The following is a 20697-nucleotide window of genomic DNA, read 5'->3' as shown; positions in this document are numbered from 1 at the left end:
CAGCAGTGTCTCGCCGAGGTCGCCGCGGAGGTCGCGCCGTGCGAGTGCGGCCTGCAGCGCCCCGCGCGAGGCCTCATCCAGCGCGGCGGCCGAGGGCGACAGCCGCCCGCACGCGTGCACGCCCACGACGACACAGCCGCTGCGCAGCGCTGCAAGCGGGCCGCCAGGTGCAAGGCTCAACTGCATGGCGGTGGCGGCTCCATGCCCGGCGTCAGGCGGCCGCGCCGTGCCGGTGCTCGGCAATGCGGCGCGCGAACACGCCCAACACCTCGCGGTAGAGCGCCTCGCCCAGCACCTGGTCTTCGTTGCCGGCGTCGATGTTGGGGTTGCAGTTGACCTCGATGAGGTAGACCCGGTCCTCGACCTGCTTGAGGTCCACGCCGTACAGGCCGCGCCCGATCAGGTTGGCGGCCCGCACGGCGGTCTCGATCACCTGCCGTGGCGCCTCGCCGATCGTCATCGCCTCGGTCTTGCCCTCGATGAGCTCGTCGCTGCCCTCGGTCTCCTGCATGATCTTCCAGTGGCCGGGTGCCATCCAGTACTTGGCCACGTACAGCGGCCGGCCGTCGTAGACGCCCACCCGCCAGTCGAACTCGCTGGGCAGCCACTCCTGGGCGACGAACAGCTCCGACACCTTCAAGAAGCGCTCGGCTTCCTGGCCCAACTGCGCTTCGGATTCGATCTTCAGCACGTCCAGACCAAAGCCGCTGTCCGGCAGCTTGATGACGCAGGGCAGGCCGAGCGTGGGCACCACCTGGCCGATGCTGTCGCGGTGCACGATGAGGCTGCGCGGCTGCGCGATGCGGTGCCGGGTCATCAGCTCGTGCATGTAGGCCTTGTTCAGGCAGCGCAGGATGGACTCAGGATCGTCCACAACCGGCATGCCCATCGCCTCGGCGCGGCGCACGAACTCGTAGACGATGCCGTCCACCTCGGGGCTGGCGCGGTTGAACAGGGCGTCGAACTCAGGCAACCGCTCGAGGTCGCCGGGACCGACCAGCTCCGCCTGCAGCCCCACCAGCGGCGCGGTCTCGACGAAGCGCTGCAGCGCCGCCTCGTTGGACGGCTTGTGCGGTTCGTCGCGGTCCCACAGGATGGCCAGGCGCGGCCGGTCGGTGCGGCGCCGCGGCGCATCGGCACCGGCAGCGCAGCCCAGGCCCTGCACCGCCTGCAACAGGAAGGCGCGGTCCTGCGAGGGCACGTCGGCCAGGCCGATCGACTGCAGCGCATCAAGCATCCAGCGCCCCTGCTCGCGGCGCAAAAGCACGCGCAGCAGCGGCAGTCGTGCCTCGGCGTACAGGCGCTCGGCGAGCGCGTCGTGCCGGCGCGCGGGGTCGCGGCCCAGGTAGACGTCGAGTTCGAAAAGGTCGCTGCTGTCATGCTGCAGCGTGTCCTGCACCAGCATGTCGACGCGGCCGGCGATGGCCTGCACGAAGGCCTCGGCCTTGAGGTCCTCGATGGACTTCACCTCCGGCAACGGCCGATGGCCGCGCGCCTCGGCCAGCAGCGAAACGTAGTAGCCCCGCCCCTGGTAGCGCCCGGTGCGGCAGAGGTTGAGCACCGAGGCGTCGCCCGCCTGTGCGGCGACCGCGTCGGCGAGATAGTGCCGCGCGGTCACGACGGTGGCGGCGGGAAGCTGGAACCAGTCCTGCAACTGGTCGGTCACGACGATGAGATTCATGCCGCGATGCTGGCCGCCGCCGCGCGGGCGGTGCGTCGGAAAGCGCCAACCCCGGTCGTCAACTTTGGCCTACGTGCGGGGCCGCCGCCCCAAGACCCGTTCCGCCAGGGCCGGCTTGGCGCGGCGGTGTGCCACTGCGGCCATCGGTTCGGCAACGATCTGAACGCGGTCGCCGCGGATATCCGGGCGGGTGAAGCGGTGTCGCCGCAGCGGGGCTGGGGCTCTCTAGAATCCGGCCCCTTTTGCTTCTCAGCGCGCACCCGGCCCCCATGGATATCGTCGTCAACGAAGAACTCAAGGCCTACATCGACCCATTGACGCCGCAGGAGTACGACGCGCTGGAGCGCAGCCTGCTGGCCGAGGGTTGCCGCGACGCGCTGGTGCTGTGGGGCGACTTGCTGGTCGACGGGCACAACCGCTACGGCATCTGCCGCAAGCACGGACTGCCTTTCCAGACGGTACAGAACCCACGCTTCACGTCCGTTGAAGACGTGCACCTGTGGATGATCGAGCAGCACCTGGGCCGGCGCAGCCTCTCGGATTTCCAGCGTGGCGTGCTGGCGCTGCGCCAGCGCGAGATCGTGGCCGGGCGGCGCGCGCGCAGCAGCACGGCATTGCCCACGCCGGATGCGACGGCGCCCATCGCACCGGACGACGCCATGCCGGCGGTGGAGCCGCCGGCGCAAGCCTTGGCCACGCGTGAGGCGCTGGCCAAGGCGGCGCGGCTGAGCAGCAACCAGGTGGTGCTGATCTAGAAGATCCAGAAGCAGGGAGCCCCCGAATTGGTGGCCGCAGTGAAGGCCGGCACGGTCTCCATCAATGCGGCGGCTGCGGTGGCCACGTTGCCGGCTGACGAGCAAGCCGCCGCGGCAGCAGCGGGCGCCGTCGAGCTCATGCAGGCCGCCAAGCGTGTGCGCGAGGCCAGGCGCAAGCCGCTGGCGCAGGACGCCCCGGCGCCGGCAGACGATGCGGCGACCGGTGCGGCGCGCGCGCCGGACGCCACGCTGGAATCGCTGCGTCGGCGTGTTGCAACGCTTGAGCTTGAGAACGCGTCATTGCGGCAGGAGCTGGCGGCCCTGCGCGCGGGCGCCGGCCAGTAGCGGCAGGCCGACGACCTCCGAAGGCCTCGACGTGAATACGCCGTTCGCCGGCTGTGCCTTTGCGGCTATGCCGAAGGCACGGCGACGTTGACCTCCGCGAGGCGCCCGCGCCCTGGCGTCAGGCGGGCGGTGCGGCGTCCAGCCTGGCCAGCGCGTCGGTGACCGCTTGGGCGCTGCCGGGCCGCACGACGCGCGCAACCTCGCGGCCGTCGCGCAGCATCACCAGCGTCGGCCACAGCTTGATGCCGAACGATCGGCCGAGCGGCCGCCCGCGGCCGTCCTCGATCTTCAGGTGGCGAAGTGGCCCGCGGGCGGTGCGCGCCGCCGCCAGCGCGTTGCCGATGCTCGGCTGCGCGGCCTGGCAGATGCCGCACCAGTTGGCGCCAAACTCGAGCACGGTGCTGCCGGCCATCGCGTCGACCTCGGCGCGAGCCGGTTCGTCGGTGGAATAGGGGAGATGGGTGCTCATGGCGTCTCCTGGGCGGTGGCGTCGCTCAACCAGGGCAAACGCGGTGCCCTCGCTGCATCGAATTTTGAACTAGGCTCGCGCCATGCCGGACGCCATCGAATCCCTGGCCAACCTCGGCCCCAAATCCGCCGAGATGCTGGCCCGCGTCGGCATCACGACACTGGACCAACTCCGGGCGCTCGGCTCCGTCGCTGCCTACACGAGAGCGAAGCGGGCGAGGCAGGGCGTTTCGCTGAACCTGCTCTGGGCGCTCGAAGGTGCACTCACTGGCGTCCACTGGCAGGAGGTGGCGCGTGAGCACCGCACCCGGCTGTTGATGGCGCTGGACGATCACGAGCGCCAGGCCTGAACGGCTCCGGGCGGATGCGCGGCCGGGCGCGGTGCGAGTCAGTGGGCCGGCGCTGGCAGCCGCCCCAACACCTTGCCGTCGCCGTGGCTCCAGCGCATGGCGATGCCCTCGCCCGACGCCGGAAAGACGCTGCTGAGGCCCGTGATCGTCACCTGGTGGGTGACCACAACCAGCACGCCGGGCCCGCGCCAGCCGACCAGCAGTTGCCGCGCCGCGCCCAGCATCTGCGCTTCGCGCTCGGGATGCTGGAAGAAGGAGCCGAAAGCCGGCTGCTCGCGCACCGTCATGCCTGGAAAGGCCAGCCGCGCGGTGTCCAGCGCGCGGCACCACGGTGACGCCCAGACTTCGGCGATCTGCAGCTCACCCAGCCGCTGCCGCAGCATCTCGCCGAGGCGGCGCGCCTGCTCGCGCCCGGCGTCGCTGAGGTTGCGCTGCGTGCTGCAGTCGCCCAAGCGCAGCGCCGACGGGTCGCCACCGCCGGGCGCGAGCGCATGGCGATAGATCGCCACATCGCCGTCGCGCAGATCGAACGACCAAGCCGGCGCCAGCAGCAGGCCCAGAAGGCAGGCGATGAGTTGCTTCATGGCCGCGGATTCTGAAGCGCCCGGCCGAGGCATGCCGAAGCGGCGACCGATCACCCTGTGGTGTGACGGGCGGCAAGGTCGCCGCCACGCTCAATCGCGGAAAGCGGGCGTCCCCTTGCCGGCCATCATGGCCTTGCTCAGGTCCTCGCTCATCAGCATTGCCGCATTCCAGGTTGCGATGTGGTTGAGCCCGTCGGCCACCGAATGGTCGCGGGCGTAGTTGAGCTGCTCCTTGGTGCCGCGGATGGACAGCGGCGATTTCGATGCGATGGCGGCAGCGATCTCCCGCACGCTGCTCCCAAGCGCCTCGCGGCTGTCGAACACGCGGTTGACCAGGCCGATCTCGCGTGCCTCGGCGGCCTCCACGCGGCGGCCCGTATAGGCCAGTTCACGCACCAGGCCCTGCGAGCCGATGAGCTTGGGCAGGCGCTGCAGCGTGCCGACGTCTGCCACCATGCCGATGTCGATTTCCTTGATGGAGAAGTAGGCGTCGGCGCTGCAGTAGCGCATGTCGGCGGCGCAGATCAGGTCGATGCCGCCGCCCACGCAGGCGCCGTGGATGGCCGCGAGCACCGGCTTGCGGCAGCGCTCAAGACTTGTGAGCGTGTCCTGCATGTCGAGGATGACGCGGCGCAGGCTCTCGCGCGTGCGGCCGTCGCAGGGATCTTCGATCTGCGGGGCGATGCCCATCATCATCTGCAGGTCAATGCCGGCGGTGAAGTGTCTGCCCTCGCCCTCCAGCACCACCGCGCGCGCTTCAGGCTGGGCATCGATCCAGTCGAAGGCGCGGCGGATGTCCTGCCACATCGCCGCATTCATCGCGTTGGCCTTGTCGGGGCGGTTCAGGCGGACGGTGGCGATGTGGTCCCGGACGGAAAGGGTCAGGGTTTCGAGATATGGGGCGGTCATGTGCAGTCTCGGAAAAAGCTTAGGCGATCGGTTCGGTTTGCTGCCGCAGCCAGTCAGCCAGTTGGGCCTCGCTGATGTCACTGGCGGCGACACCCAGCATGGTGATGACGCAATCCGCGTCGCTTGCAAGCAGTTCCAGGCCGTTCAGCCAGAGGAACAACTCCATCGCCACGTAGGCTGTCCGCCTGTTGCCGTCGATGAAGGGATGGTTTTTGGCCAGGCCGACCGCGTAGGCCGCCGCCAGTTCGAACACGTCGGGTTGCCCGTAGGCCACGAGGTTCTGCGGCCGTGTCACGGCTGAGTCAAACAGGCCCTCATCACGGATGCCGGGCGCGCCGCCATGTTCAGCCAGTTGCTCGTAGTGGATGGCCCTCAGGACGTCGGCGTTCAGCCAGCGCCAGGCGGCGGCGATCACTTCGCCAGTTCCCGCAGCACGGCGCGGCGCTTCTTCATGATGCTGCGGGCCGCGTCCATCTGCTGTTCGAACTCCGGGCTGTAGGGCGAGATCAGGAGGCCGTTGACGGCTTCTGAAAGGTAGAGCACGTCGCCTTTTCCCACCTTCAGGCGAGCCAAAACTTCCTTGGGCAAGATCACGCCGAGCGAGTTGCCGATTTGGGTTACCTTGAGTGCGCTCATCATCGCCATCTTTGGGTTATAACGTTTGTAATACTAGCGGCCCTCTGAGCCACTGACAACCATGATCCACGCCTCCAAACGCATTGCCGGCGGTGCCGGCCTGGCCGCCGTCCTCGTCAAGCGCGCGCCCGCGCTCGAACTCGACTGGGACACGCGCAGCAAGAGCCGCTTCTCGGCCACCGACTCCACTGGCCGCGAGATCGGCGTGGTGCTGCCGCGCGGCACGGCGCTGCGCGGCGGCGACGTGCTGGTGGCCGAGGACGGCACGCTGCTGCGCGTCATCGCTTCACCGCAACCGGTGCTGCAGGTGCGCCATTGCGCCGAGCACGGCTCACCCTTCGACCTGCTGCGCGCCGCCTACCACCTGGGCAACCGCCATGTGCCGCTGGAATTGCAGCCCGATCTATTGCAGTTCGAGCCCGACCCTGTGCTGGCCGACATGCTGCGTCGCCAGCACCTCATCGTCACCGAGGCCCAGGCGGCCTTCGAGCCGGAGGGCGGCGCCTATGGCGAAGGCGCGGGGCATGGGCATCACCACCATGACCATGACGACGATCACGGCCATGCGCATGCGCACGCTGCAGCGCCCGCGCCGGCCCGCAAGCCGTTGTCGATTCCCGTCAAGGCGCAGGACGCCGGCCATGTGCATGGCCCCGGCTGCAACCACGGCCACGACCACGGGCACTGAGCCCGCGCGTCAGGCGTCGTCGTCGGGCGGGGCGACGCCGCGCAGCGCTTCGGTCATGTGATGGATGCGGGCCTGCGGCCCGAGCAGGGCTTGGCCGCGCGCCACCACCTGCTCGGCCTCGGCGTCGCGCCCGTCCTTGCTCAGGGCCAGCACGACGCGGGCGAGCTTCACGTCGATATAGCGCTGCTGGTGGCTCAGCATCTGCGCCTTGCGTTCGTCGGACACCTTCAGCGGTGCCTCCTGGAAGGCGCGGTGCAGGCCTTCCATGCGGGACAGGACGAACTCGACCCGCAGATGCTTGCTGGCCAGCCCGAACTCGTTGAGGGAAATCAGCGCGGGCAGGGCTTCGAGCAGTTCGCGCTCGGCCAGCACCGGGTCGCGCAGCGCGAAGCGGGCAAAGGCGTCGCGGGTGGATTCGTGCGCCTTGAGCCTCGCGTTGATGCGGATGACCTCGCCCAGCGCCATCTGTCCGGGCCGGCCGCCGGCGTCGATCATGGCCAGCGCGCGGTCCCGCGCCGCGACCAAATGGGCCATGGCCGGCGGGTAGCGGCGCGCCAGGTCTGCCCAGTCGGCCAGCGCAAACGACAGGCGCACACCGGACATTGCGCGGTCGCGCTCCAGCGCATGCTCGTGGAACCACCGGAACTTCTCGGCGGCTTCGGCGAGGCGGCCGTCACGCGCATCTTTCTGCGCATCCTGCAGGATCTGCTGGGCGCTCACCTCCGGCGCTGGCTCCCAGGCACTGGCGGCGGGCATGGCCGTCATCAGCACGGCGGCAGCAAGGCCGGCGGCAAGCTGGGAGCGCCCAGTGGCATGCCCCGTGCTAGAACTGTTCCTGTCGTTCAACGCCTTCTCCCTTCCTTGCGCTTCTAGGTGCTGAACTCAGTTTAGGCTTCGCCCCTTGCGCTCAAACCCGGCCTGGAACGGGAATCTGCACCTCCCATGACATCCCCTCCCAGCTCCGAATTGCTGCACCTGCTCTGGCTCGCCTCACCCGCGCTGCCCGTCGGCGGCTTTAGCTATTCCGAAGGGCTGGAGGCCGCCGTCGATGCCGGCGTCGTGCATGACGAGACCAGCGCCGGTGACTGGCTGCTGAACCAGCTCGAACTCGTGCAGGCCCGCGCCGAACTGCCCGTCGCTGCCGCCGCGCATGCTGCGACCTTGGCTCTGGACGGCACGCGGCTGGCCGAGCTGAATGCCTGGGTGTTGCGCACGCGCGAGACCAGCGAGAGCCTGCAGCAGGCCCAGCAGATGGGCCGCAGCCTGCTCGTCTGGATGCAGGGGCTGGTGCCCGAAGCGCCCGTGCTGCCATTGTTGAAGCTGCTCAAGCCCGCGCCCACCTGGCCTGTCATCATGGGTGCCGTTGCTGCGTCCCGCGGTGCCGCGCTGGAGCCGGCGCTGCAGGCCATCGCCTTCGGCTGGGCCGAGAACCTGATGCAGGCCGCCGTGCGCTGCGTGCCGCTCGGCCAGACCTCCGGCCAGCGCGTGCTGGCACGCCTCGTGCACGCCATTCCCCCCGCCGTGGAGACGGCTTGTTCCGTGCCCGAGCCGATGGCGTTTGCGCCGCTGCTCGGCATCCATGGCGCCCGCCACGAAACCCAGTATTCGAGACTGTTCCGCTCATGACCGTACCCCTGCACGCCATCCCCCACCGCACCAAGAAGTTGCCGCCGCTGCGCGTCGGCGTCGGCGGCCCCGTGGGTTCGGGCAAGACCACCCTGGTCGAGATGCTCTGCAAGACCATGCGCGACAGGTGGGACCTGGTCGTCGTCACCAACGACATCTACACCAAGGAAGACCAGCGCCTGCTGACCGTGGCCGGCGCTCTTGAGCCCGAACGCATCATGGGCGTGGAGACCGGCGGCTGCCCGCACACGGCCATTCGCGAGGACTGCTCGATCAACCTCGAAGCCGTCGACCGCATGCTGGACAAGTTCCCCGACGCGGACATCGTCTTCGTCGAGAGCGGTGGCGACAACCTGGCGGCCACCTTCAGCCCCGAGTTGAGCGACCTGACCATTTACGTCATCGACGTGGCAGCCGGCGAGAAGATCCCGCGCAAGGGCGGCCCCGGCATCACCAAGAGCGATCTTTTCGTCATCAACAAGACCGACCTGGCGCCGCATGTCGGCGCCGACCTGGATGTGATGCGCAGCGACACCGCGCGCATGCGTCCCGTCAAGCCCTGGGTCATGACCAACCTGAAGACCCGCGAGGGCTTGGCGGAGGTCGTCGCCTTCATCGAGAAGAAGGGCCTGCTTGTCGGCTGACCCCATACGCTGGCCCGCCCGGCTCGTTCTGACGGCGGCACGCGACGGCGCGCACGCGACTCGCGTGCATGCCCGCTACGACGGCCCGCTACGGCTGCTGAAGACGCTTTACCCGGAGGGCGCCGGCATCGCACACGCGGTGTTGGTGCACCCGCCCGGCGGGTTGGTGGGTGGCGACAGGCTCGACATCTCGCTGGGCTTGCAGGCCGGCAGCCATCTGCTGGTGACGACACCGGCGGCGACGCGCTTTTACCGATCAAACGCTGGAGAGGCCGCCCAGGTCGTCCACGCGAGCGTGGGCGAAGGGGCGCGGCTGGAGTGGCTGCCGCAGGAGACGCTGGCCTACCCGGGTTGCGTCGCGCGCAACGAGGTCAGGATTGGCCTGGCCCCGGGCGCCAGCGTGTTTGCCACCGAGGTGCTGGGCCTGGGTCTTCCCGCCGCCGGCCAGTCCTTTGACGCCGGCCGGCTGCTGCAGCACCTGGAGATCGAGGGCGTGTGGCTGGACCGGGGCAGGATCGATGCCGCCGACACCGCCTTGCTCGACGGGCCCTGCGGGCTGGGGGGGCGGCGTGTCCTGGGCACGCTGGTCTTCGCGCAAACGGCTGCACTGGCCGAGGTGGAGGCCCTGCTGGCCGACAGCCGCGCCTTGCTGGACGACGTGCCGCGCAGTGGCATCACCCAACTCGCGGGCCCGTGTGGCGTCGTGCTGCTGGCACGCGTCATCGGCGACGAGGTGGAGGGCGTGACACTCGCGCTGCGGCGGGTGAGGGCACTGTGGCGCGAGCGGCTGTGGGGGCTACCCGCCAGTGCCCCGCGCGTCTGGGCCACCTGAGCAGCCTTGCGCTGCCCAGGCGCCCGGCGACTCAGTCGTCGCCCCCAGGGATCTGCTGGCGCAGCTTGATCTTGGTTTCGGAGTTCTTGCGCAGCTTGATGTTGATCATCTCGACACCCAGCGAGAAGGCCATGGCGAAGTAGATATAGCCCTTGGGAATCGGGTGGCCAAAGCCTTCGGCGACCAGCACCACGCCGACGACGACGAGGAAGCTCAGCGCCAGCATCTTGATGGTCGGGTGCGCGGACACGAAGCGGCCGATGGGGCCGGCGAACAGCATCATCAAGGCGACCGATGCGATGACGGCGATGATCATGATGCGCACATCGTCGACCATGCCGACGGCGGTGATGATCGAATCCAGCGAGAAGACCAGGTCGATGACCATGATCTGCAGGATAACCGCGGTAAAGGCCGCCTTCGCCTTGGAGCCGATGCCGTCGTGGCTCTCGTCTTCGCCTTCGAGCGAGCCGTGGATCTCGGCCGTGCTCTTCCAGATCAGGAACAGGCCGCCGCCGATGAGGATGAGGTCTCGTCCGGAGATCGGCTTGTCGATGACCGGCAGCGTGAACAGCGGCTCCACCAACCCGACGATCCAGGCCAGCACCAGCAGCAGGCCGATGCGCATGAACATGGCCATGAACAGGCCCAGTCGCCGCGCGAATTCCTGGCGGGCCTTGGGCAGCTTGTCCACCAGGATGCTGATGAAGATGATGTTGTCGATGCCCAGCACCAGCTCCAGCGCGGTCAGCGTGGCGAGGGCGATCCAGGTTTGTGGGTTTGACAGCAGTTCAATCATGGTGGGCGGCGCGGGCGTGAAAAGTCGCGCATTGTCGCAAAGCCGACCGTCAAGCAGTGCCTGAGCGATGCTTCGGCTTTTCTGTGGGTGTGCGGCCGTTTCAGTGGGGCCGCTGCGCCTTCGCAGCACGCCGTGCGCCGGCTTGGGCGTGCAGCAACTCGGCCGGCGAATAGGGCTGGCGCCGTTCTGGGGTCGGCATGCGCAGCAGGGCGATCAGGCGCCGTGGTGGCAAGGGCGTGAGCTGGGCAACGGGTCGGTGGGCGGTGTCCAGCAGGACAAGGGCTTCTTGCTGCAACGCCGCCAGCACGCGCCTGAAGCCGCGTTGCAAGCGCTGCTCGGCGCAGCTCCGGTGGCCAAATGCGGCGGTCCAGCCCGTCCAGGTCGGTCAGACGCAGGCCGTGCTTGGGCAGGCACGCCGGCCAGCGTCAGGCCGCCCTCCTTGGACGAGTGGCTTCAAGGATGGGCCAGATCGCGCAAATGCGTCGGCCCGACGCGCCGTTCTATCTCTTCGAGCAGCGGGCGGCCCCAGCCGAGCATGAACATGGCCTCTCCGACGACGAACATCGGGCCGACCAGCAGGCCGACGAGGTCGTCGACGAAGGCGGGCTTCTTGCCTTCGTAGTAGTGGCCGATGAACTGGAACACCCAGCCGACGACAAAGCTGCCGATGCCGATGACCAGCCAACTCGTCATCGATCCCTGGGCCGCCGTCATGGCCAGCGCCGTCAGCACGCCATTGACGACGGTGGTCGCGGCGCCGAGCACGAGGTTGCCGCGGGTGAGGTACCACAGCGCCGTGATGCCCCACAGCAGGATGGCGGCGTTCATCGGCATGCCGGCGAGCGTGAAGTCGACGCGCGCGAGCAGCACGCTGATGGCAAACACGATGAGGGGGATGCCGACGAAGTGAGTCGCGATGTTGCGGCGGTCGCGGTGATAGGCGGCGTATTGCGCCATCAGGTCAAGGGCGGGGCGGAACAGGCTGGCCATGCGGGGCTCCGTTGAGGAGGATGTGGCTATGCTAGTCCAGCCCGGTGCGGCAGCGCCGTGCGCCGCCGGACAAAACCCTCCTGAAAACCCCTGACTTGCGCGTGCAACCTACAGCAACCCGCCGCTTGCTGCTGATGGCGATGGCCGCGCTGGCCGGCTGCGCGGTCGCGCCGCCGCCGGTGGCGCCCGCTGCCGAGACTGTCGGCGACGCGTTGCGCATTCTCGTCTTCCGGGGCGGCACGGCGGCGCGGCTCGGCCACAACCATGTGCTGCGTGCGGGCGACCTGCGCGTCGATTGGCCGGCCGCCGGGCCGGTGCTGCGCTTGCGCCTCGACGCCCTGGACATCGACCCGCCCGCCGTGCGGCAGCGCCTCGGTCCGGCGTTTGCCAGCGCCGTCGACGACGCGGCCCGCGCCGGCACGCGCGCCAATCTCCTCAAGGCGCTGGATGCTGCGACCCACCCCGAGGTGATCGTGCGCACGCTGCAGCAGGTCGGCGAGGGCGCGCGGCGCGCGGTGGAGGCCGAAATCACGCTGCATGGCACCGCGCGGCGGCAATGGTTCGCTGTCCAGATCGAGGGCGGCCGGGCGCGCGGCGAGGTCGTGCTTCGGCAGAGCGACTTCGGCATCCAGCCCTTCACGGTGCTGGGCGGGCTGTTGGCCGTACAGGATGCGCTGATCGTGCAGTTTGATTTACTGCAGCCGTAGCAGCATCAGGTCCTTGTCGAGCCTGCGGCCGTCCGGCAGCCGTATTGCATCCGGCAGGCGGCCGTAGCGCATGAAGCCCTGGCTTTCGTACAGGCCGATGGCGGCCCGGTTGCCGGCCGTCACGCTGAGGGTGACCTGGGCCAGGCCGGGCATGGTCCTGAGCAGGGCGATGGCCGCCTCGAGCAGGGCGCGGCCAGTACCGCGGCCGCGGTGGGTGTCGGCCACCATCATGCCGATCAGGTGGGCGATGTGCTGGACCTTGCGGCGCGGCTCTCGCTCGCAGGTCAGCGCGCCGACTAGGCGCGGGCCATCCAACGCCACCAGCGTGAACAGCGTGGTGCCCTGCGCGCCACCGGCTAGGCGGTTGCGGTAGCTGGCCAGGTCGCGCTGGCCTTCGGTCTCGGCGTCGGAGGTGAAGGCCTCGGGGTGGCCGGCCAGCATGGCGTCGCGCAGGGCCTTGTAGGCCAGCAGGTCGGTCTCGGCCATGGGGCGCAACTGGATCTCAGCCATGCAGCCTGGCCAGATCGGCAGGACGGTTCGCGTTGGCGAAGGCGGCTTCGTCATCGAACCGGGCCACGCCATGAGGCTGAGAGCGCATCCAGCCCAGCACGGCGCGTGCACCGGCCTGCATGTGCGCCGCCAGCGGGCCCCGCAGCCGGGCGTGCAGCAGCGCGTGTGTCGGATGTTCGCGCGCCGCCTGGGCGAAGGCCAGGCCGTGGGCGCGCGCGGCTTCAAGCAGGCGCTCGGCCAGGTCCAGCGGCAGGCGAGGGCAGTCGCAGGCCGCGGTCAGCAGCCAGGTGTCGTCGGGCAGGGCGTTGAGGCCGGCCAGCATGCCGGCGAGGGGGCCGGCGAACTCGAGCCCGGCCGGGTCGGGCAGCACCTCGTGACCCAAGGCGGCGTAGGCATCGAGGTTGCGGTTGGCGCTGATCCGCACCACGCCCGCCTGCGGCGCCAGGCGCGTGATGACGTGCGCCACCAGGGGCCGGCCATCCAGCAGCTGCAAGCCCTTGTCCACGCCACCCATGCGGCTGCCGCGGCCGCCGGCCAGAACGAGGGCGTGAAGTTCAGCCACCGATGTAGTGCATCTCGACGCGGGCTTCGGTGACGGCGCCGGCCGTGCCACGCAGCTGCGAATAGCGGTCGTCGCGACCGCCCCAGACACCGGCCACGGCGCTCGCCAGCTGGGCGTCGCTGACCGGCTGGGCCCCGCGCAGCAGCCCGCGCAGGTCATGGCCGCGGTGGGCGAACAAGCAGGTGTACAGCCGCCCCTCGGTCGATAGCCGCGCGCGGTTGCAGTCGCCGCAGAACGCCTGCGTCACGCTGGAGATGAAGCCCACTTCGCCGCCACCATCGGCATAGCCCCAACGCTCGGCCGTCTCGCCCGGGGCGCTGTGGGACAGCGGCGTCAGCGGGAACTCGGCCGCGATGCGGCGCTGCACCTCGGCAGATGGCAGCACCTGGTCCATGCGCCAGCCATTGGTCGCGCCGACGTCCATGTATTCGATGAAGCGCAGCACGACGCCGCTGTGCCTGAAGTGGCGCGCCATGGCCAGGATCTGGTCGTCGTTGACGCCGCGCTGCACGACCATGTTGACCTTGATGGGCGCCAGGCCCGCGGCCTGCGCCGCGCGGATGCCGTCCAGCACCTCGGTGACCGGGAAGCCGACGTCGTTCATGCGCTGAAAGACGGCGTCGTCCAGCCCGTCCAGACTGACCGTCAGGCGGCTCAGCCCTGCGGCCTTCAAGGCGGCGGCCTTCTTCACCAGCGTCGAGCCATTGGTGGTGAGCGTCAGGTCGAGCTCGCGGCCATCGGGCGTGCGCAGCCGGGCCAGCATCCCGATCAGGGTTTCGAGGTGGCGGCGCAGGGTCGGCTCGCCGCCGGTGATGCGCAGTTTTTCGACGCCGAGGCCGACGAAAACGCTCGCCAGGCGCGCGATCTCCTCAAAGCTGAGGAGGTCGGCATGGGGCAGGAACTCGTGGTGCTTGTCGAAGACCTGCTTGGGCATGCAATAGCCGCAGCGGAAGTTGCAGCGGTCCGTCACCGAGATGCGCAGGTCGCGCAGCGGCCGCCCTAGCGCATCGGCCAGTGGAAAGCCCGGTTGCCCGGTGGGCAGCGGGGCCATACGCAGCGGGCGGGCGTCATGCAGGGGGATCACACGGGCGGGCATGGCGCGATTGTGTCAGCGGCCGAAAGTCCAGGGGCTTGCTGTGGACGGCACGGCACCGGGCTTCTCGCCGCCCAAGCCCGACCGCGTCGCCGCCATGGCAGATGGGGTCGACATCATCAAGCGCTAGGGTTTTCCCGTGCTCGGCTTGTGGTGAGCGCGGGCCACCCGTACGATTAACCGACCGGTCGGTAGAGGAATTCCATGTCCGAGCAATTGATCCAGATCGAACAACACGGTGGCGTGCGCCTGTTGCGATTGAACCGCCCCGAGGCGCTGAATGCGTTCACGGCGGCCATGCTGGTCCAGCTCCGCCATGCGCTTGAGGCTGCCGCCGACGACGGGCAGACACGCTGTGTGTTGATCACTGGTGCCGGCCGGGCCTTCAGTGCCGGCCAGGACCTGGCGGACCCGCATGTGGCGCCGAGCCTCGATCCCGGCGCGGCGCCGAAGGACATCGGCCACATGCTGGACCACTACTACATCCCGCTGGCGCTGCGCCTGCGCAGCATGCCGGTGCCGGTGCTGGCTGCCGTCAACGGGGTGGCGGCCGGCGCGGGCGCCAACATGGCCTTCGGCTGTGACCTGGTACTGGCGGCCGAAAGCGCGAGCTTCATCCAGGCCTTCTCCAAGATCGGGCTGCTGCCGGACTGCGGCGGCACCTGGTTGCTGCCCCGTCTGGTGGGCCGCGCCAAGGCGCTGGAGCTGGCGCTGCTGGGCGACAAGCTGAAGGCCGCCGAGGCCGAGCGACTTGGGCTGATTGCGCGCGTGGTGCCCGACGCCGAACTGCTGGACACGGCGATGGTCACCGCGCAGAAGCTCGCCGGCATGCCCACCCGGGCGCTGGTCGAAACGCGCCGGGCGCTGGACGAGGCGTTGAAGCTGGACTTCGAGGGTGCGTTGAAGCTTGAAGCCGTGCTGCAGAGTCAGCTCGGCTTTTCCTACGACTACCTGGAGGGCGTGGCAGCCTTCATGGACAAGCGCAAACCCGAATTCAAGGATCGTTGATGGACGCGCAAGCCGTTGCCGAGAAGGTCCGTGATGTCATGCTTGCCGATGACGCAGCGAGCAGGATGCTGGGCATGCAGATCGCTGCGGTCGCGCCCGGCCGCGCGGTCGCCACGATGACGGTGCGTGCCGACATGCTGAACGGTTTTGCGATCTGCCATGGCGGGCTCATCGCGACGCTGGCCGACTCGGCCTTTGCCTTCGCCTGCAATGCCCGCAATGCGCTGACGGTGGCGTCGGGCTTCGGCATCGACATCCTGAAGCCGGCCAAGCTCGGCGATGTGCTGACCGCGACCGCCGAGGAAACCTCGCTGGCCGGCCGCACCGGGCTGTACGACATTGCGGTGCGGAACCAGCACGGCGAGCTGATCGCGGTGTTCCGCGGCCGCTCCTACCGTCTCGGCGACAGAAAGGTGTTTGAAGCATGACCGTCAAGACGCCTGGCCCCGGCGACCTGGAAGCCATCGAAACCGCCAGCCGCGACGAGCTGGCCGCGCTGCAGCTCGACCGCCTGCGTTGGAGCCTGCAGCACGCCTACGACAACGTACCGCACTACAAGGCCAAGTTCGATGGAGCGGGCGTGCACCCATCAGACCTGAAGACGCTCGCCGATTTGTCGAAGTTCCCGTTCACGACCAAGCACGATCTGCGCGCCAACTATCCGTTCGGCATGTTCGCGACGCCGCGCGAGCGGCTCGCGCGCATCCACGCCTCGTCCGGCACCACGGGCAAGCCCACCGTCGTCGGCTACACGCTGAAGGACATTGACCACTGGGCCAACCTGGTCGCGCGCTCCATCCGCGCCGCCGGCGGCCGGGCGGGCGACCTGGTGCATGTGGCCTACGGCTATGGCCTCTTCACCGGCGGCCTGGGTGCGCACTACGGCGCCGAGCGGCTGGGCTGCACCGTCATCCCGATGAGCGGAGGCCAGACCGAGAAGCAGGTGGGGCTGATCTGCGACTTCAAGCCCGACATCATCATGGTCACGCCCAGCTATATGCAGGTGCTGGTGGAGGAGTTCACCCGCCAGGGCCTGGATGCGCGCGAGTCGTCACTGAAGGTCGGCATCTTCGGCGCGGAGCCCTGGACCGAGGCGATGCGCCGTGACATCGAGGCCAGCGCCGGCATCGATGCGGTCGACATCTACGGCCTGTCTGAAGTGATGGGCCCCGGTGTTGCCAGTGAGTGCATCGAAAGCAAGGACGGCCCGGTCGTCTGGGAAGACCATTTCTACCCGGAGATCATCGACCCCGACACCGGTGAAGTGCTGCCCGATGGCTCGGAAGGCGAGCTGGTCTTCACATCGCTCACCAAGGAAGCGATGCCCGTCATCCGCTACCGCACGCGCGACCTGACCCGGCTGCTGCCACCGACCTCGCGCAGCATGCGCCGCATGGGCAGACTAGTCGGCCGCAGCGACGACATGCTGATCATCCGCGGCGTGAATCTGTTCCCGACCCAGGTCGAGGAGCTGGTGCTGCAGGAGCGGGGCATGGGCGGGCAATACCAGCTCGTCGTCAGCCGCAACGGGCCGCTGGACGAGTTGCTTATCCGCTGCGAGCTGGCCCTGGGCGCCACCGATGACGGCATTGGCAAGCGTCTGTCCGAGCGCATCAAGAACCTGATCGGCGTGACCGCCACCGTGCAGGTCGAACCGAACAATGCCATCGAACGCACGCTGGTCGGCAAGGCCCGCCGCGTCGTCGACCAACGCAAGAAGTCATGAAGACCAAACGCAACCACACAGGCACAGAGGCACGGAGAAATTCAAAGGTGTTCTCTCTGTGCCTCAGTGCCTCTGTGGTTGCTCTTTTTTAGGAGCGAGCGATGTATACGCAAGCCATGGATCTGATGGCCCGCGAAGCCAAGCCCAAGGTCGTCAAAAGCGCCGAGGAACTGGCCCGCGAGGAAGCATTCGAAGCCCGCATCGATGCTGGCGACTTCATCGAAGCCAAGGACTGGATGCCCGAGCATTACCGCAAGACGCTGGTGCGGCAGATCAGCCAGCATGCGCACAGCGAGATCGTCGGCATGCTGCCCGAGGGCAACTGGATCACCCGGGCGCCGACGCTCAAGCGCAAGGCCATCCTCTTGGCCAAGGTGCAGGACGAGGGCGGCCACGGCCTCTACCTCTACGCCGCCGCCGAGACGCTGGGCACCAGTCGCGACGAGATGACTGAGGCGCTGCTGTCGGGCAAGGCCAAGTACAGCTCCATCTTCAACTACCCGACGCTGACCTGGGCCGACATCGGCGTCATCGGTTGGCTGGTGGATGGCGCGGCCATCATGAACCAGGTGCCGCTGTGCCGCTGCTCGTACGCGCCCTATGCGCGGGCCATGATCCGCGTCTGCCGAGAAGAGAGCTTCCATCAGCGCCAGGGTTACGAGAGCCTGCTGACCATGATGACGCACGGCACGCCACAGCAGAAGGCCATGGTGCAGGACGCCGTGAACCGCTGGTGGTGGCCCTCGCTGATGATGTTCGGCCCGGCGGACAAGGATTCGCCGAATTCGGAGCAGAGCATGCGCTGGGGCATCAAGCGCGTCACCAACGACCAGCTGCGCCAGAAGTTCGTCGACGCGACCATTCCGCAGGCCGACATCCTCGGCGTGACCGTGCCGGACCCGGCGCTGAAGTGGAATGCCGAGCGCGATTCGTACGACTTCGGCGAGATCGACTGGAGCGAGTTCTGGCGCGTGGTCGGCGGCGAAGGCCCCTGCAACCGCGAGCGCCTGGCCGCCCGTAACAAGGCCTGGGACGACGGCGCCTGGGTGCGCGATGCGGCCCTCGCGCATGCGCGCAAGCACGCCACCCAGCAAGAGGCAGCCTGATGAGCAATCCGAAGAACGAATGGCCGCTGTGGGAAGTGTTCGTCCGCAGCAAGGCGGGCTTGGACCACAAGCATTGCGGCAGCCTGCATGCGCCCGACTCGGCGATGGCCATCCAGATGGCGCGCGACGTCTACACCCGCCGCCAGGAAGGCACCAGCATCTGGGTCGTGCGCTCCGAGCAGATCGTCGCCAGCGACCCGGCCGAGAAGGGCAGCCTGTTCGACCCGGCCGACGACAAGGTCTACCGCCATCCGACGTTCTATGAACTGCCGGACGAACTGAACCACATGTGATGGACGCCAAGACCACCTACGTTCTGCGCCTGGCGGACACCTGCCTCATCCACAGCCAGCGCCTGTCCGAGTGGGCCGGCCACGCGCCGGTGCTGGAGGAAGACCTGGCCCTACCGAATATCGCGCTGGACTTGCTGGGCCAGGCACGCGCGCTGCTGACCCACGCCGGTCAACTCGAAGGCGCCGGCCGCGATGAAGACCAGCTCGCCTTCCTGCGCGAGGAGCGCGACTACCGCAACATCATCCTGGTCGAGTTGCCCAACGCGGCGGCCAGCCCGAGCGACGGCGGCGGCGGGCGCGACTTCGCGCTGACCGTGCTGCGCAACACGGCCATGGCGATCTGGCTGGAGCTGCTCTATGACCGTCTGCAGACCAGCCTGGACACCGAGCTGGCCGGTATCGCCGCCAAGTCGATCAAGGAAGTGCGCTACCACCGCCAGCATTCCGGCGACTGGGTCGTGCGTCTGGGCGACGGCACGGCGGAGTCGCAGGCCCGCATGCAGGCCGCGCTGAACGTGCTGTGGCCTTACTTCAACGAGCTGTTCGCGGCCGACGGCGCGGACGGCGTCGGCCCGGCCTGGAGGGAGCTGGAGCCCGAATGGCGCGCCCGCTGGGCCACGCTGATGCAGGAAGCCACGCTGACCCTGCCGCGTGAAAGCGCAATGCAGCCGCGCGGCATCGACGGCGTCCACAGCGAGCACATGGGCCACCTGCTGGCGACGATGCAGCAGCTGCAGCGCAGCTACCCGGGTGGAGTCTGGTGATGAACCTCGCTGCTGCGCGCGCCAAGCTCAACGCCGTGCCCGACCCCGAGATTCCGGCGGTCAGCCTGGTGGAGCTGGGCATCGTGCGCGAGCTGCGCGAGATCGCGTCGGGCTTGGAGGTCGTGCTCACGCCGACTTACAGCGGCTGTCCCGCCACGGAGCTGATCGCCGACGACGTGCGTGCAGCGCTGGCCGAGTTTGGCGATGTGACCGTCACGATGCAGCGCGCGCCGGCCTGGAGCACCGACTGGATCACACCCGAGGGCCGCGCGAAGCTGCAGCAGTACGGCATCGTGCCGCCGCAGTGCAGTAGCGAGCAGGCGATACACATCGTGCCGCGCCTGCGCTGCCCACGCTGCGACAGCGGCCGCACGGAACAGTTGTCGCGCTTCGGCTCCACGGCCTGCAAATCGACCTGGCGCTGCATCGAATGCCTTGAACCTTTCGAATACTTCAAGCCGATCTGAGATGGCCTTGCACTTCCACCCCCTGCGCGTGACGTCCGTCGATCGCGACACCGACGACGCGATGGTTGTCGGCTTCGAGGCGCCGCCCGACGGTTTCGGCTTCGAACCGGGCCAGTACCTGACGCTGCGCGCCAGCGTCGGCGGGCAAGAGCTGCGTCGCAGCTATTCGATCTGCTCCGACCGCCAACTGCGCGTTGGCATCCGCCGCGTCGATGGCGGGGCGTTCTCCACCTGGGTTCACGAGCAGCTGCAGCCGGGCGACCTGATCGAGTCCTACCCGCCGCAGGGCCGCTTCGTCATGCCTGCCGCGCAGGCCGGTGGCCGCCACGTGCTCTTCGTTGCCGGTGGCTCGGGCATCACGCCCATCCTGGCCATCCTGACCGCGCTGCTGGAGCGCGACGTCAGTGCCCGCGCGACGCTGATCTACGCCAACCGCCGCACCGCGTCGACGATGTTCAAGGAAGAACTCGAAGACCTGAAGAACCGCTTCATGACGCGGCTGTCGCTGCACTTGATCTTCAGCCGCGAGGTGGTCGACGCGCCCTTGTACGGCGGCCGACTGGACGCGGGCAAGCTCAGCAGCTTCCTCGCCGGCCCGGTGCCGGCCAGCAGCGTCGACGAAGTCTTCGTCTGCGGCCCGTTCGAGATGAACGACCAGGCCGAAGCCGCACTGCTGGGCGCGGGCATCCCGGCCGAGCGCATCCATATCGAGCGCTTCGGCACGCCGGAGACGCTGAGCGGCAAGCCCGTGCCGCACGAGGTCAAGCCAGGCGACGCGCCCGAGGCCCGTGTGACCGTCATCCGCGACGGCCTGTCTCGGGAAATTGACTTCCATTCCAGCGACCCGAGCCTGCTCGACGCCGCCGCGCGCGAAGGCATGGACGTGCCCTTCTCCTGCAAAAGCGGCGTCTGCTCCACCTGCCGCTGCAAGCTCATCGAGGGCGAGGTGCGCATGGACAAGAACTTCGCGCTCGACAAGGCCGAGGTCGCCGCCGGCTTCATCCTGAGCTGCCAGGCGCACCCGCTGACGGAGCGCGTGGTCATCTCCTTCGACGAACGGTAGAAGCTGTGAACGAACCCCGCACGCCCGCTCATCCCGCCGCAACGTCGCCACTCGGCGTTGTCAATGCTCGCCGTAGCCCCAGCTACGGCTG

The 20697-nt window shown here is 68.7% G+C and carries 28 protein-coding genes and 1 pseudogene; 15 read left to right on the top strand and 14 right to left on the bottom strand.

Features of this window, described 5'->3' with window-relative positions:
• On the bottom strand, window positions 1–186 hold a 186-nt coding region (locus ACT6S0_RS13545), incomplete at its 3' end, for a M17 family peptidase N-terminal domain-containing protein (RefSeq protein ID WP_444764353.1).
• A gap of 25 nt (window positions 187–211) precedes the next feature.
• Window positions 212–1681 carry a RimK family protein gene (locus tag ACT6S0_RS13540; protein WP_444764352.1) on the bottom strand — a complete coding sequence of 490 codons (1470 nt, stop codon included), beginning with the start codon at window positions 1679–1681 and terminating at the stop codon, window positions 212–214.
• A gap of 269 nt (window positions 1682–1950) precedes the next feature.
• On the opposite strand from ACT6S0_RS13540, the pseudogene ACT6S0_RS13535 reads away from it, so the two are divergent.
• Window positions 1951–2781: pseudogene (locus ACT6S0_RS13535) on the top strand (plasmid replication/partition related protein).
• Between the two features lie 118 nt (window positions 2782–2899).
• On the opposite strand, the gene ACT6S0_RS13530 reads toward ACT6S0_RS13535, so the two are convergent.
• A complete protein-coding gene (locus ACT6S0_RS13530) occupies window positions 2900–3250 on the bottom strand; it encodes a thioredoxin family protein (RefSeq protein WP_444764351.1) in 351 nt (116 codons plus the stop codon).
• Between the two features lie 82 nt (window positions 3251–3332).
• Here ACT6S0_RS13530 and ACT6S0_RS13525 point away from each other — a divergent pair, with 82 nt between their 5' ends.
• Window positions 3333–3599 (top strand): TfoX/Sxy family protein, encoded by a 267-nt coding sequence (locus ACT6S0_RS13525; RefSeq protein ID WP_444764350.1) that lies wholly within the window; start codon window positions 3333–3335, stop codon window positions 3597–3599.
• A gap of 38 nt (window positions 3600–3637) precedes the next feature.
• Here ACT6S0_RS13525 and ACT6S0_RS13520 read toward each other — a convergent pair whose 3' ends face one another.
• From ACT6S0_RS13520 to ACT6S0_RS13505, 4 genes are all read right to left on the bottom strand, one after another.
• Entirely contained in the window at window positions 3638–4183 is a 546-nt protein-coding gene (locus tag ACT6S0_RS13520) for a histidine phosphatase family protein (RefSeq protein WP_444764349.1), read from the bottom strand.
• Between the two features lie 90 nt (window positions 4184–4273).
• A complete protein-coding gene (locus ACT6S0_RS13515; RefSeq protein WP_444764348.1) occupies window positions 4274–5092 on the bottom strand; it encodes a crotonase/enoyl-CoA hydratase family protein in 819 nt (272 codons plus the stop codon).
• A 19-nt stretch (window positions 5093–5111) separates the two neighbouring features.
• Window positions 5112–5507, bottom strand: coding sequence for a type II toxin-antitoxin system death-on-curing family toxin (locus ACT6S0_RS13510; RefSeq protein ID WP_444764347.1), 396 nt, complete (start codon window positions 5505–5507; stop codon window positions 5112–5114).
• Complete coding sequence (locus ACT6S0_RS13505) at window positions 5504–5728, bottom strand: AbrB/MazE/SpoVT family DNA-binding domain-containing protein (RefSeq protein ID WP_444764346.1); 225 nt, start codon at window positions 5726–5728, stop codon at window positions 5504–5506. The genes ACT6S0_RS13510 and ACT6S0_RS13505 overlap by 4 nt, the downstream gene beginning before the upstream one ends.
• Before the next feature lie 61 nt (window positions 5729–5789).
• Here ACT6S0_RS13505 and ureE point away from each other — a divergent pair, with 61 nt between their 5' ends.
• Window positions 5790–6416 (top strand): urease accessory protein UreE, encoded by a 627-nt coding sequence (gene ureE / locus ACT6S0_RS13500; RefSeq protein ID WP_444764345.1) that lies wholly within the window; start codon window positions 5790–5792, stop codon window positions 6414–6416.
• A gap of 9 nt (window positions 6417–6425) precedes the next feature.
• Here the strand turns inward: ureE and ACT6S0_RS13495 are convergent, their stop codons facing one another.
• Window positions 6426–7262, bottom strand: a complete 837-nt coding sequence (locus ACT6S0_RS13495; protein WP_444764344.1) for a hypothetical protein — start codon at window positions 7260–7262, stop codon at window positions 6426–6428.
• Between the two features lie 96 nt (window positions 7263–7358).
• On the opposite strand from ACT6S0_RS13495, the gene ACT6S0_RS13490 reads away from it, so the two are divergent.
• The 3 genes from ACT6S0_RS13490 to ACT6S0_RS13480 are packed head-to-tail and all read left to right on the top strand — an operon-like array spanning window position 7359 to window position 9518.
• Complete coding sequence (locus tag ACT6S0_RS13490) at window positions 7359–8042, top strand: urease accessory protein UreF (protein WP_444764343.1); 684 nt, start codon at window positions 7359–7361, stop codon at window positions 8040–8042.
• Window positions 8039–8686, top strand: coding sequence for an urease accessory protein UreG (ureG, locus tag ACT6S0_RS13485; RefSeq protein WP_444764342.1), 648 nt, complete (start codon window positions 8039–8041; stop codon window positions 8684–8686). Before ACT6S0_RS13490 ends, ureG begins: the two co-directional genes overlap by 4 nt.
• On the top strand, window positions 8676–9518 hold the full coding sequence (locus tag ACT6S0_RS13480) for an urease accessory protein UreD (protein WP_444764341.1): 843 nt from the start codon (window positions 8676–8678) through the stop codon (window positions 9516–9518). Before ureG ends, ACT6S0_RS13480 begins: the two co-directional genes overlap by 11 nt.
• A gap of 31 nt (window positions 9519–9549) precedes the next feature.
• On the opposite strand, the gene ACT6S0_RS13475 is transcribed toward ACT6S0_RS13480, so the two are convergent.
• The 3 genes from ACT6S0_RS13475 to ACT6S0_RS13465 form a co-directional block, all read right to left on the bottom strand.
• Entirely contained in the window at window positions 9550–10317 is a 768-nt protein-coding gene (locus ACT6S0_RS13475) for a TerC family protein (protein WP_444764340.1), read from the bottom strand.
• Window positions 10318–10417: 100 nt separating this feature from the next.
• Entirely contained in the window at window positions 10418–10645 is a 228-nt protein-coding gene (locus ACT6S0_RS13470) for a hypothetical protein (protein ID WP_444764339.1), read from the bottom strand.
• A 125-nt stretch (window positions 10646–10770) separates the two neighbouring features.
• The gene (locus ACT6S0_RS13465; RefSeq protein ID WP_444764338.1) at window positions 10771–11307 is read right to left on the bottom strand and encodes an Mpo1 family 2-hydroxy fatty acid dioxygenase; all 537 of its coding nucleotides are present in this window, start codon (window positions 11305–11307) and stop codon (window positions 10771–10773) included.
• A 140-nt stretch (window positions 11308–11447) separates the two neighbouring features.
• Here ACT6S0_RS13465 and ACT6S0_RS13460 point away from each other — a divergent pair, with 140 nt between their 5' ends.
• Window positions 11448–12014 carry a YceI family protein gene (locus ACT6S0_RS13460; protein WP_444764337.1) on the top strand — a complete coding sequence of 189 codons (567 nt, stop codon included), beginning with the start codon at window positions 11448–11450 and terminating at the stop codon, window positions 12012–12014.
• On the opposite strand, the gene ACT6S0_RS13455 is transcribed toward ACT6S0_RS13460, so the two are convergent.
• The 3 genes from ACT6S0_RS13455 to moaA are packed head-to-tail and all read right to left on the bottom strand — an operon-like array spanning window position 12000 to window position 14182.
• On the bottom strand, window positions 12000–12524 hold the full coding sequence (locus ACT6S0_RS13455; RefSeq protein WP_444764336.1) for a GNAT family N-acetyltransferase: 525 nt from the start codon (window positions 12522–12524) through the stop codon (window positions 12000–12002). The two genes, ACT6S0_RS13460 and ACT6S0_RS13455, sit on opposite strands and share 15 nt — an antisense overlap.
• Window positions 12517–13086 (bottom strand): molybdenum cofactor guanylyltransferase MobA, encoded by a 570-nt coding sequence (mobA, locus tag ACT6S0_RS13450; RefSeq protein WP_444764335.1) that lies wholly within the window; start codon window positions 13084–13086, stop codon window positions 12517–12519. The genes ACT6S0_RS13455 and mobA overlap by 8 nt, the downstream gene beginning before the upstream one ends.
• Window positions 13079–14182, bottom strand: coding sequence for a GTP 3',8-cyclase MoaA (gene moaA / locus ACT6S0_RS13445; RefSeq protein WP_444764334.1), 1104 nt, complete (start codon window positions 14180–14182; stop codon window positions 13079–13081). Before moaA ends, mobA begins: the two co-directional genes overlap by 8 nt.
• Before the next feature lie 201 nt (window positions 14183–14383).
• Here moaA and ACT6S0_RS13440 point away from each other — a divergent pair, with 201 nt between their 5' ends.
• The 8 genes from ACT6S0_RS13440 (at window position 14384) to paaE (ending at window position 20606) form a co-directional block, all read left to right on the top strand.
• Entirely contained in the window at window positions 14384–15187 is an 804-nt protein-coding gene (locus ACT6S0_RS13440) for an enoyl-CoA hydratase-related protein (RefSeq protein ID WP_444764333.1), read from the top strand.
• Window positions 15187–15615, top strand: coding sequence for a hydroxyphenylacetyl-CoA thioesterase PaaI (paaI, locus tag ACT6S0_RS13435; protein ID WP_444764332.1), 429 nt, complete (start codon window positions 15187–15189; stop codon window positions 15613–15615). Before ACT6S0_RS13440 ends, paaI begins: the two co-directional genes overlap by 1 nt.
• Entirely contained in the window at window positions 15612–16913 is a 1302-nt protein-coding gene (gene paaK / locus ACT6S0_RS13430) for a phenylacetate--CoA ligase PaaK (RefSeq protein ID WP_444764331.1), read from the top strand. The genes paaI and paaK overlap by 4 nt, the downstream gene beginning before the upstream one ends.
• A 101-nt stretch (window positions 16914–17014) precedes the next feature.
• Window positions 17015–18019, top strand: a complete 1005-nt coding sequence (paaA, locus tag ACT6S0_RS13425) for a 1,2-phenylacetyl-CoA epoxidase subunit PaaA (protein WP_444764330.1) — start codon at window positions 17015–17017, stop codon at window positions 18017–18019.
• On the top strand, window positions 18019–18312 hold the full coding sequence (gene paaB / locus ACT6S0_RS13420; RefSeq protein WP_444764329.1) for a 1,2-phenylacetyl-CoA epoxidase subunit PaaB: 294 nt from the start codon (window positions 18019–18021) through the stop codon (window positions 18310–18312). Before paaA ends, paaB begins: the two co-directional genes overlap by 1 nt.
• The gene (gene paaC, locus ACT6S0_RS13415) at window positions 18312–19076 is read left to right on the top strand and encodes a 1,2-phenylacetyl-CoA epoxidase subunit PaaC (protein ID WP_444764328.1); all 765 of its coding nucleotides are present in this window, start codon (window positions 18312–18314) and stop codon (window positions 19074–19076) included. The genes paaB and paaC overlap by 1 nt, the downstream gene beginning before the upstream one ends.
• Window positions 19076–19543, top strand: coding sequence for a 1,2-phenylacetyl-CoA epoxidase subunit PaaD (paaD, locus tag ACT6S0_RS13410; protein WP_444764327.1), 468 nt, complete (start codon window positions 19076–19078; stop codon window positions 19541–19543). The genes paaC and paaD overlap by 1 nt, the downstream gene beginning before the upstream one ends.
• Window position 19544: 1 nt before the next feature.
• Window positions 19545–20606, top strand: a complete 1062-nt coding sequence (paaE, locus tag ACT6S0_RS13405; protein ID WP_444764326.1) for a 1,2-phenylacetyl-CoA epoxidase subunit PaaE — start codon at window positions 19545–19547, stop codon at window positions 20604–20606.
• Window positions 20607–20697 lie beyond the last annotated feature (91 nt).

Origin of the sequence: Roseateles sp., assembly GCF_052436255.1 — a bacterium.
In the GTDB taxonomy this organism is placed as follows: Bacteria; Pseudomonadota; Gammaproteobacteria; order Burkholderiales; family Burkholderiaceae_C; genus Pelomonas.
Note: the sequence above shows the minus strand (reverse complement) of the source record. Positions and strands in the feature narration are given on the sequence as shown.

Excerpts from the sequence above, each read along its gene's own strand:
- ACT6S0_RS13540 (WP_444764352.1), bottom strand. The coding sequence starts at position 1,681 with ATGAATCTCATCGTCGTGACCGACCAGTTGCAGGACTGGTTCCAGCTT.
- ACT6S0_RS13530 (WP_444764351.1), bottom strand. The coding sequence starts at position 3,250 with ATGAGCACCCATCTCCCCTATTCCACCGACGAACCGGCTCGCGCCGAG.
- ACT6S0_RS13525 (WP_444764350.1), top strand. The coding sequence starts at position 3,333 with ATGCCGGACGCCATCGAATCCCTGGCCAACCTCGGCCCCAAATCCGCC.
- ACT6S0_RS13520 (WP_444764349.1), bottom strand. The coding sequence starts at position 4,183 with ATGAAGCAACTCATCGCCTGCCTTCTGGGCCTGCTGCTGGCGCCGGCT.
- ACT6S0_RS13515 (WP_444764348.1), bottom strand. The coding sequence starts at position 5,092 with ATGACCGCCCCATATCTCGAAACCCTGACCCTTTCCGTCCGGGACCAC.
- ACT6S0_RS13505 (WP_444764346.1), bottom strand. The coding sequence starts at position 5,728 with ATGAGCGCACTCAAGGTAACCCAAATCGGCAACTCGCTCGGCGTGATC.
- ureE (WP_444764345.1), top strand. The coding sequence starts at position 5,790 with ATGATCCACGCCTCCAAACGCATTGCCGGCGGTGCCGGCCTGGCCGCC.
- ACT6S0_RS13490 (WP_444764343.1), top strand. The coding sequence starts at position 7,359 with ATGACATCCCCTCCCAGCTCCGAATTGCTGCACCTGCTCTGGCTCGCC.
- ureG (WP_444764342.1), top strand. The coding sequence starts at position 8,039 with ATGACCGTACCCCTGCACGCCATCCCCCACCGCACCAAGAAGTTGCCG.
- ACT6S0_RS13475 (WP_444764340.1), bottom strand. The coding sequence starts at position 10,317 with ATGATTGAACTGCTGTCAAACCCACAAACCTGGATCGCCCTCGCCACG.
- ACT6S0_RS13465 (WP_444764338.1), bottom strand. The coding sequence starts at position 11,307 with ATGGCCAGCCTGTTCCGCCCCGCCCTTGACCTGATGGCGCAATACGCC.
- ACT6S0_RS13460 (WP_444764337.1), top strand. The coding sequence starts at position 11,448 with ATGGCCGCGCTGGCCGGCTGCGCGGTCGCGCCGCCGCCGGTGGCGCCC.
- ACT6S0_RS13455 (WP_444764336.1), bottom strand. The coding sequence starts at position 12,524 with ATGGCTGAGATCCAGTTGCGCCCCATGGCCGAGACCGACCTGCTGGCC.
- moaA (WP_444764334.1), bottom strand. The coding sequence starts at position 14,182 with ATGCCCGCCCGTGTGATCCCCCTGCATGACGCCCGCCCGCTGCGTATG.
- ACT6S0_RS13440 (WP_444764333.1), top strand. The coding sequence starts at position 14,384 with ATGTCCGAGCAATTGATCCAGATCGAACAACACGGTGGCGTGCGCCTG.
- paaI (WP_444764332.1), top strand. The coding sequence starts at position 15,187 with ATGGACGCGCAAGCCGTTGCCGAGAAGGTCCGTGATGTCATGCTTGCC.
- paaK (WP_444764331.1), top strand. The coding sequence starts at position 15,612 with ATGACCGTCAAGACGCCTGGCCCCGGCGACCTGGAAGCCATCGAAACC.
- paaA (WP_444764330.1), top strand. The coding sequence starts at position 17,015 with ATGTATACGCAAGCCATGGATCTGATGGCCCGCGAAGCCAAGCCCAAG.
- paaB (WP_444764329.1), top strand. The coding sequence starts at position 18,019 with ATGAGCAATCCGAAGAACGAATGGCCGCTGTGGGAAGTGTTCGTCCGC.
- paaC (WP_444764328.1), top strand. The coding sequence starts at position 18,312 with ATGGACGCCAAGACCACCTACGTTCTGCGCCTGGCGGACACCTGCCTC.
- paaD (WP_444764327.1), top strand. The coding sequence starts at position 19,076 with ATGAACCTCGCTGCTGCGCGCGCCAAGCTCAACGCCGTGCCCGACCCC.
- paaE (WP_444764326.1), top strand. The coding sequence starts at position 19,545 with ATGGCCTTGCACTTCCACCCCCTGCGCGTGACGTCCGTCGATCGCGAC.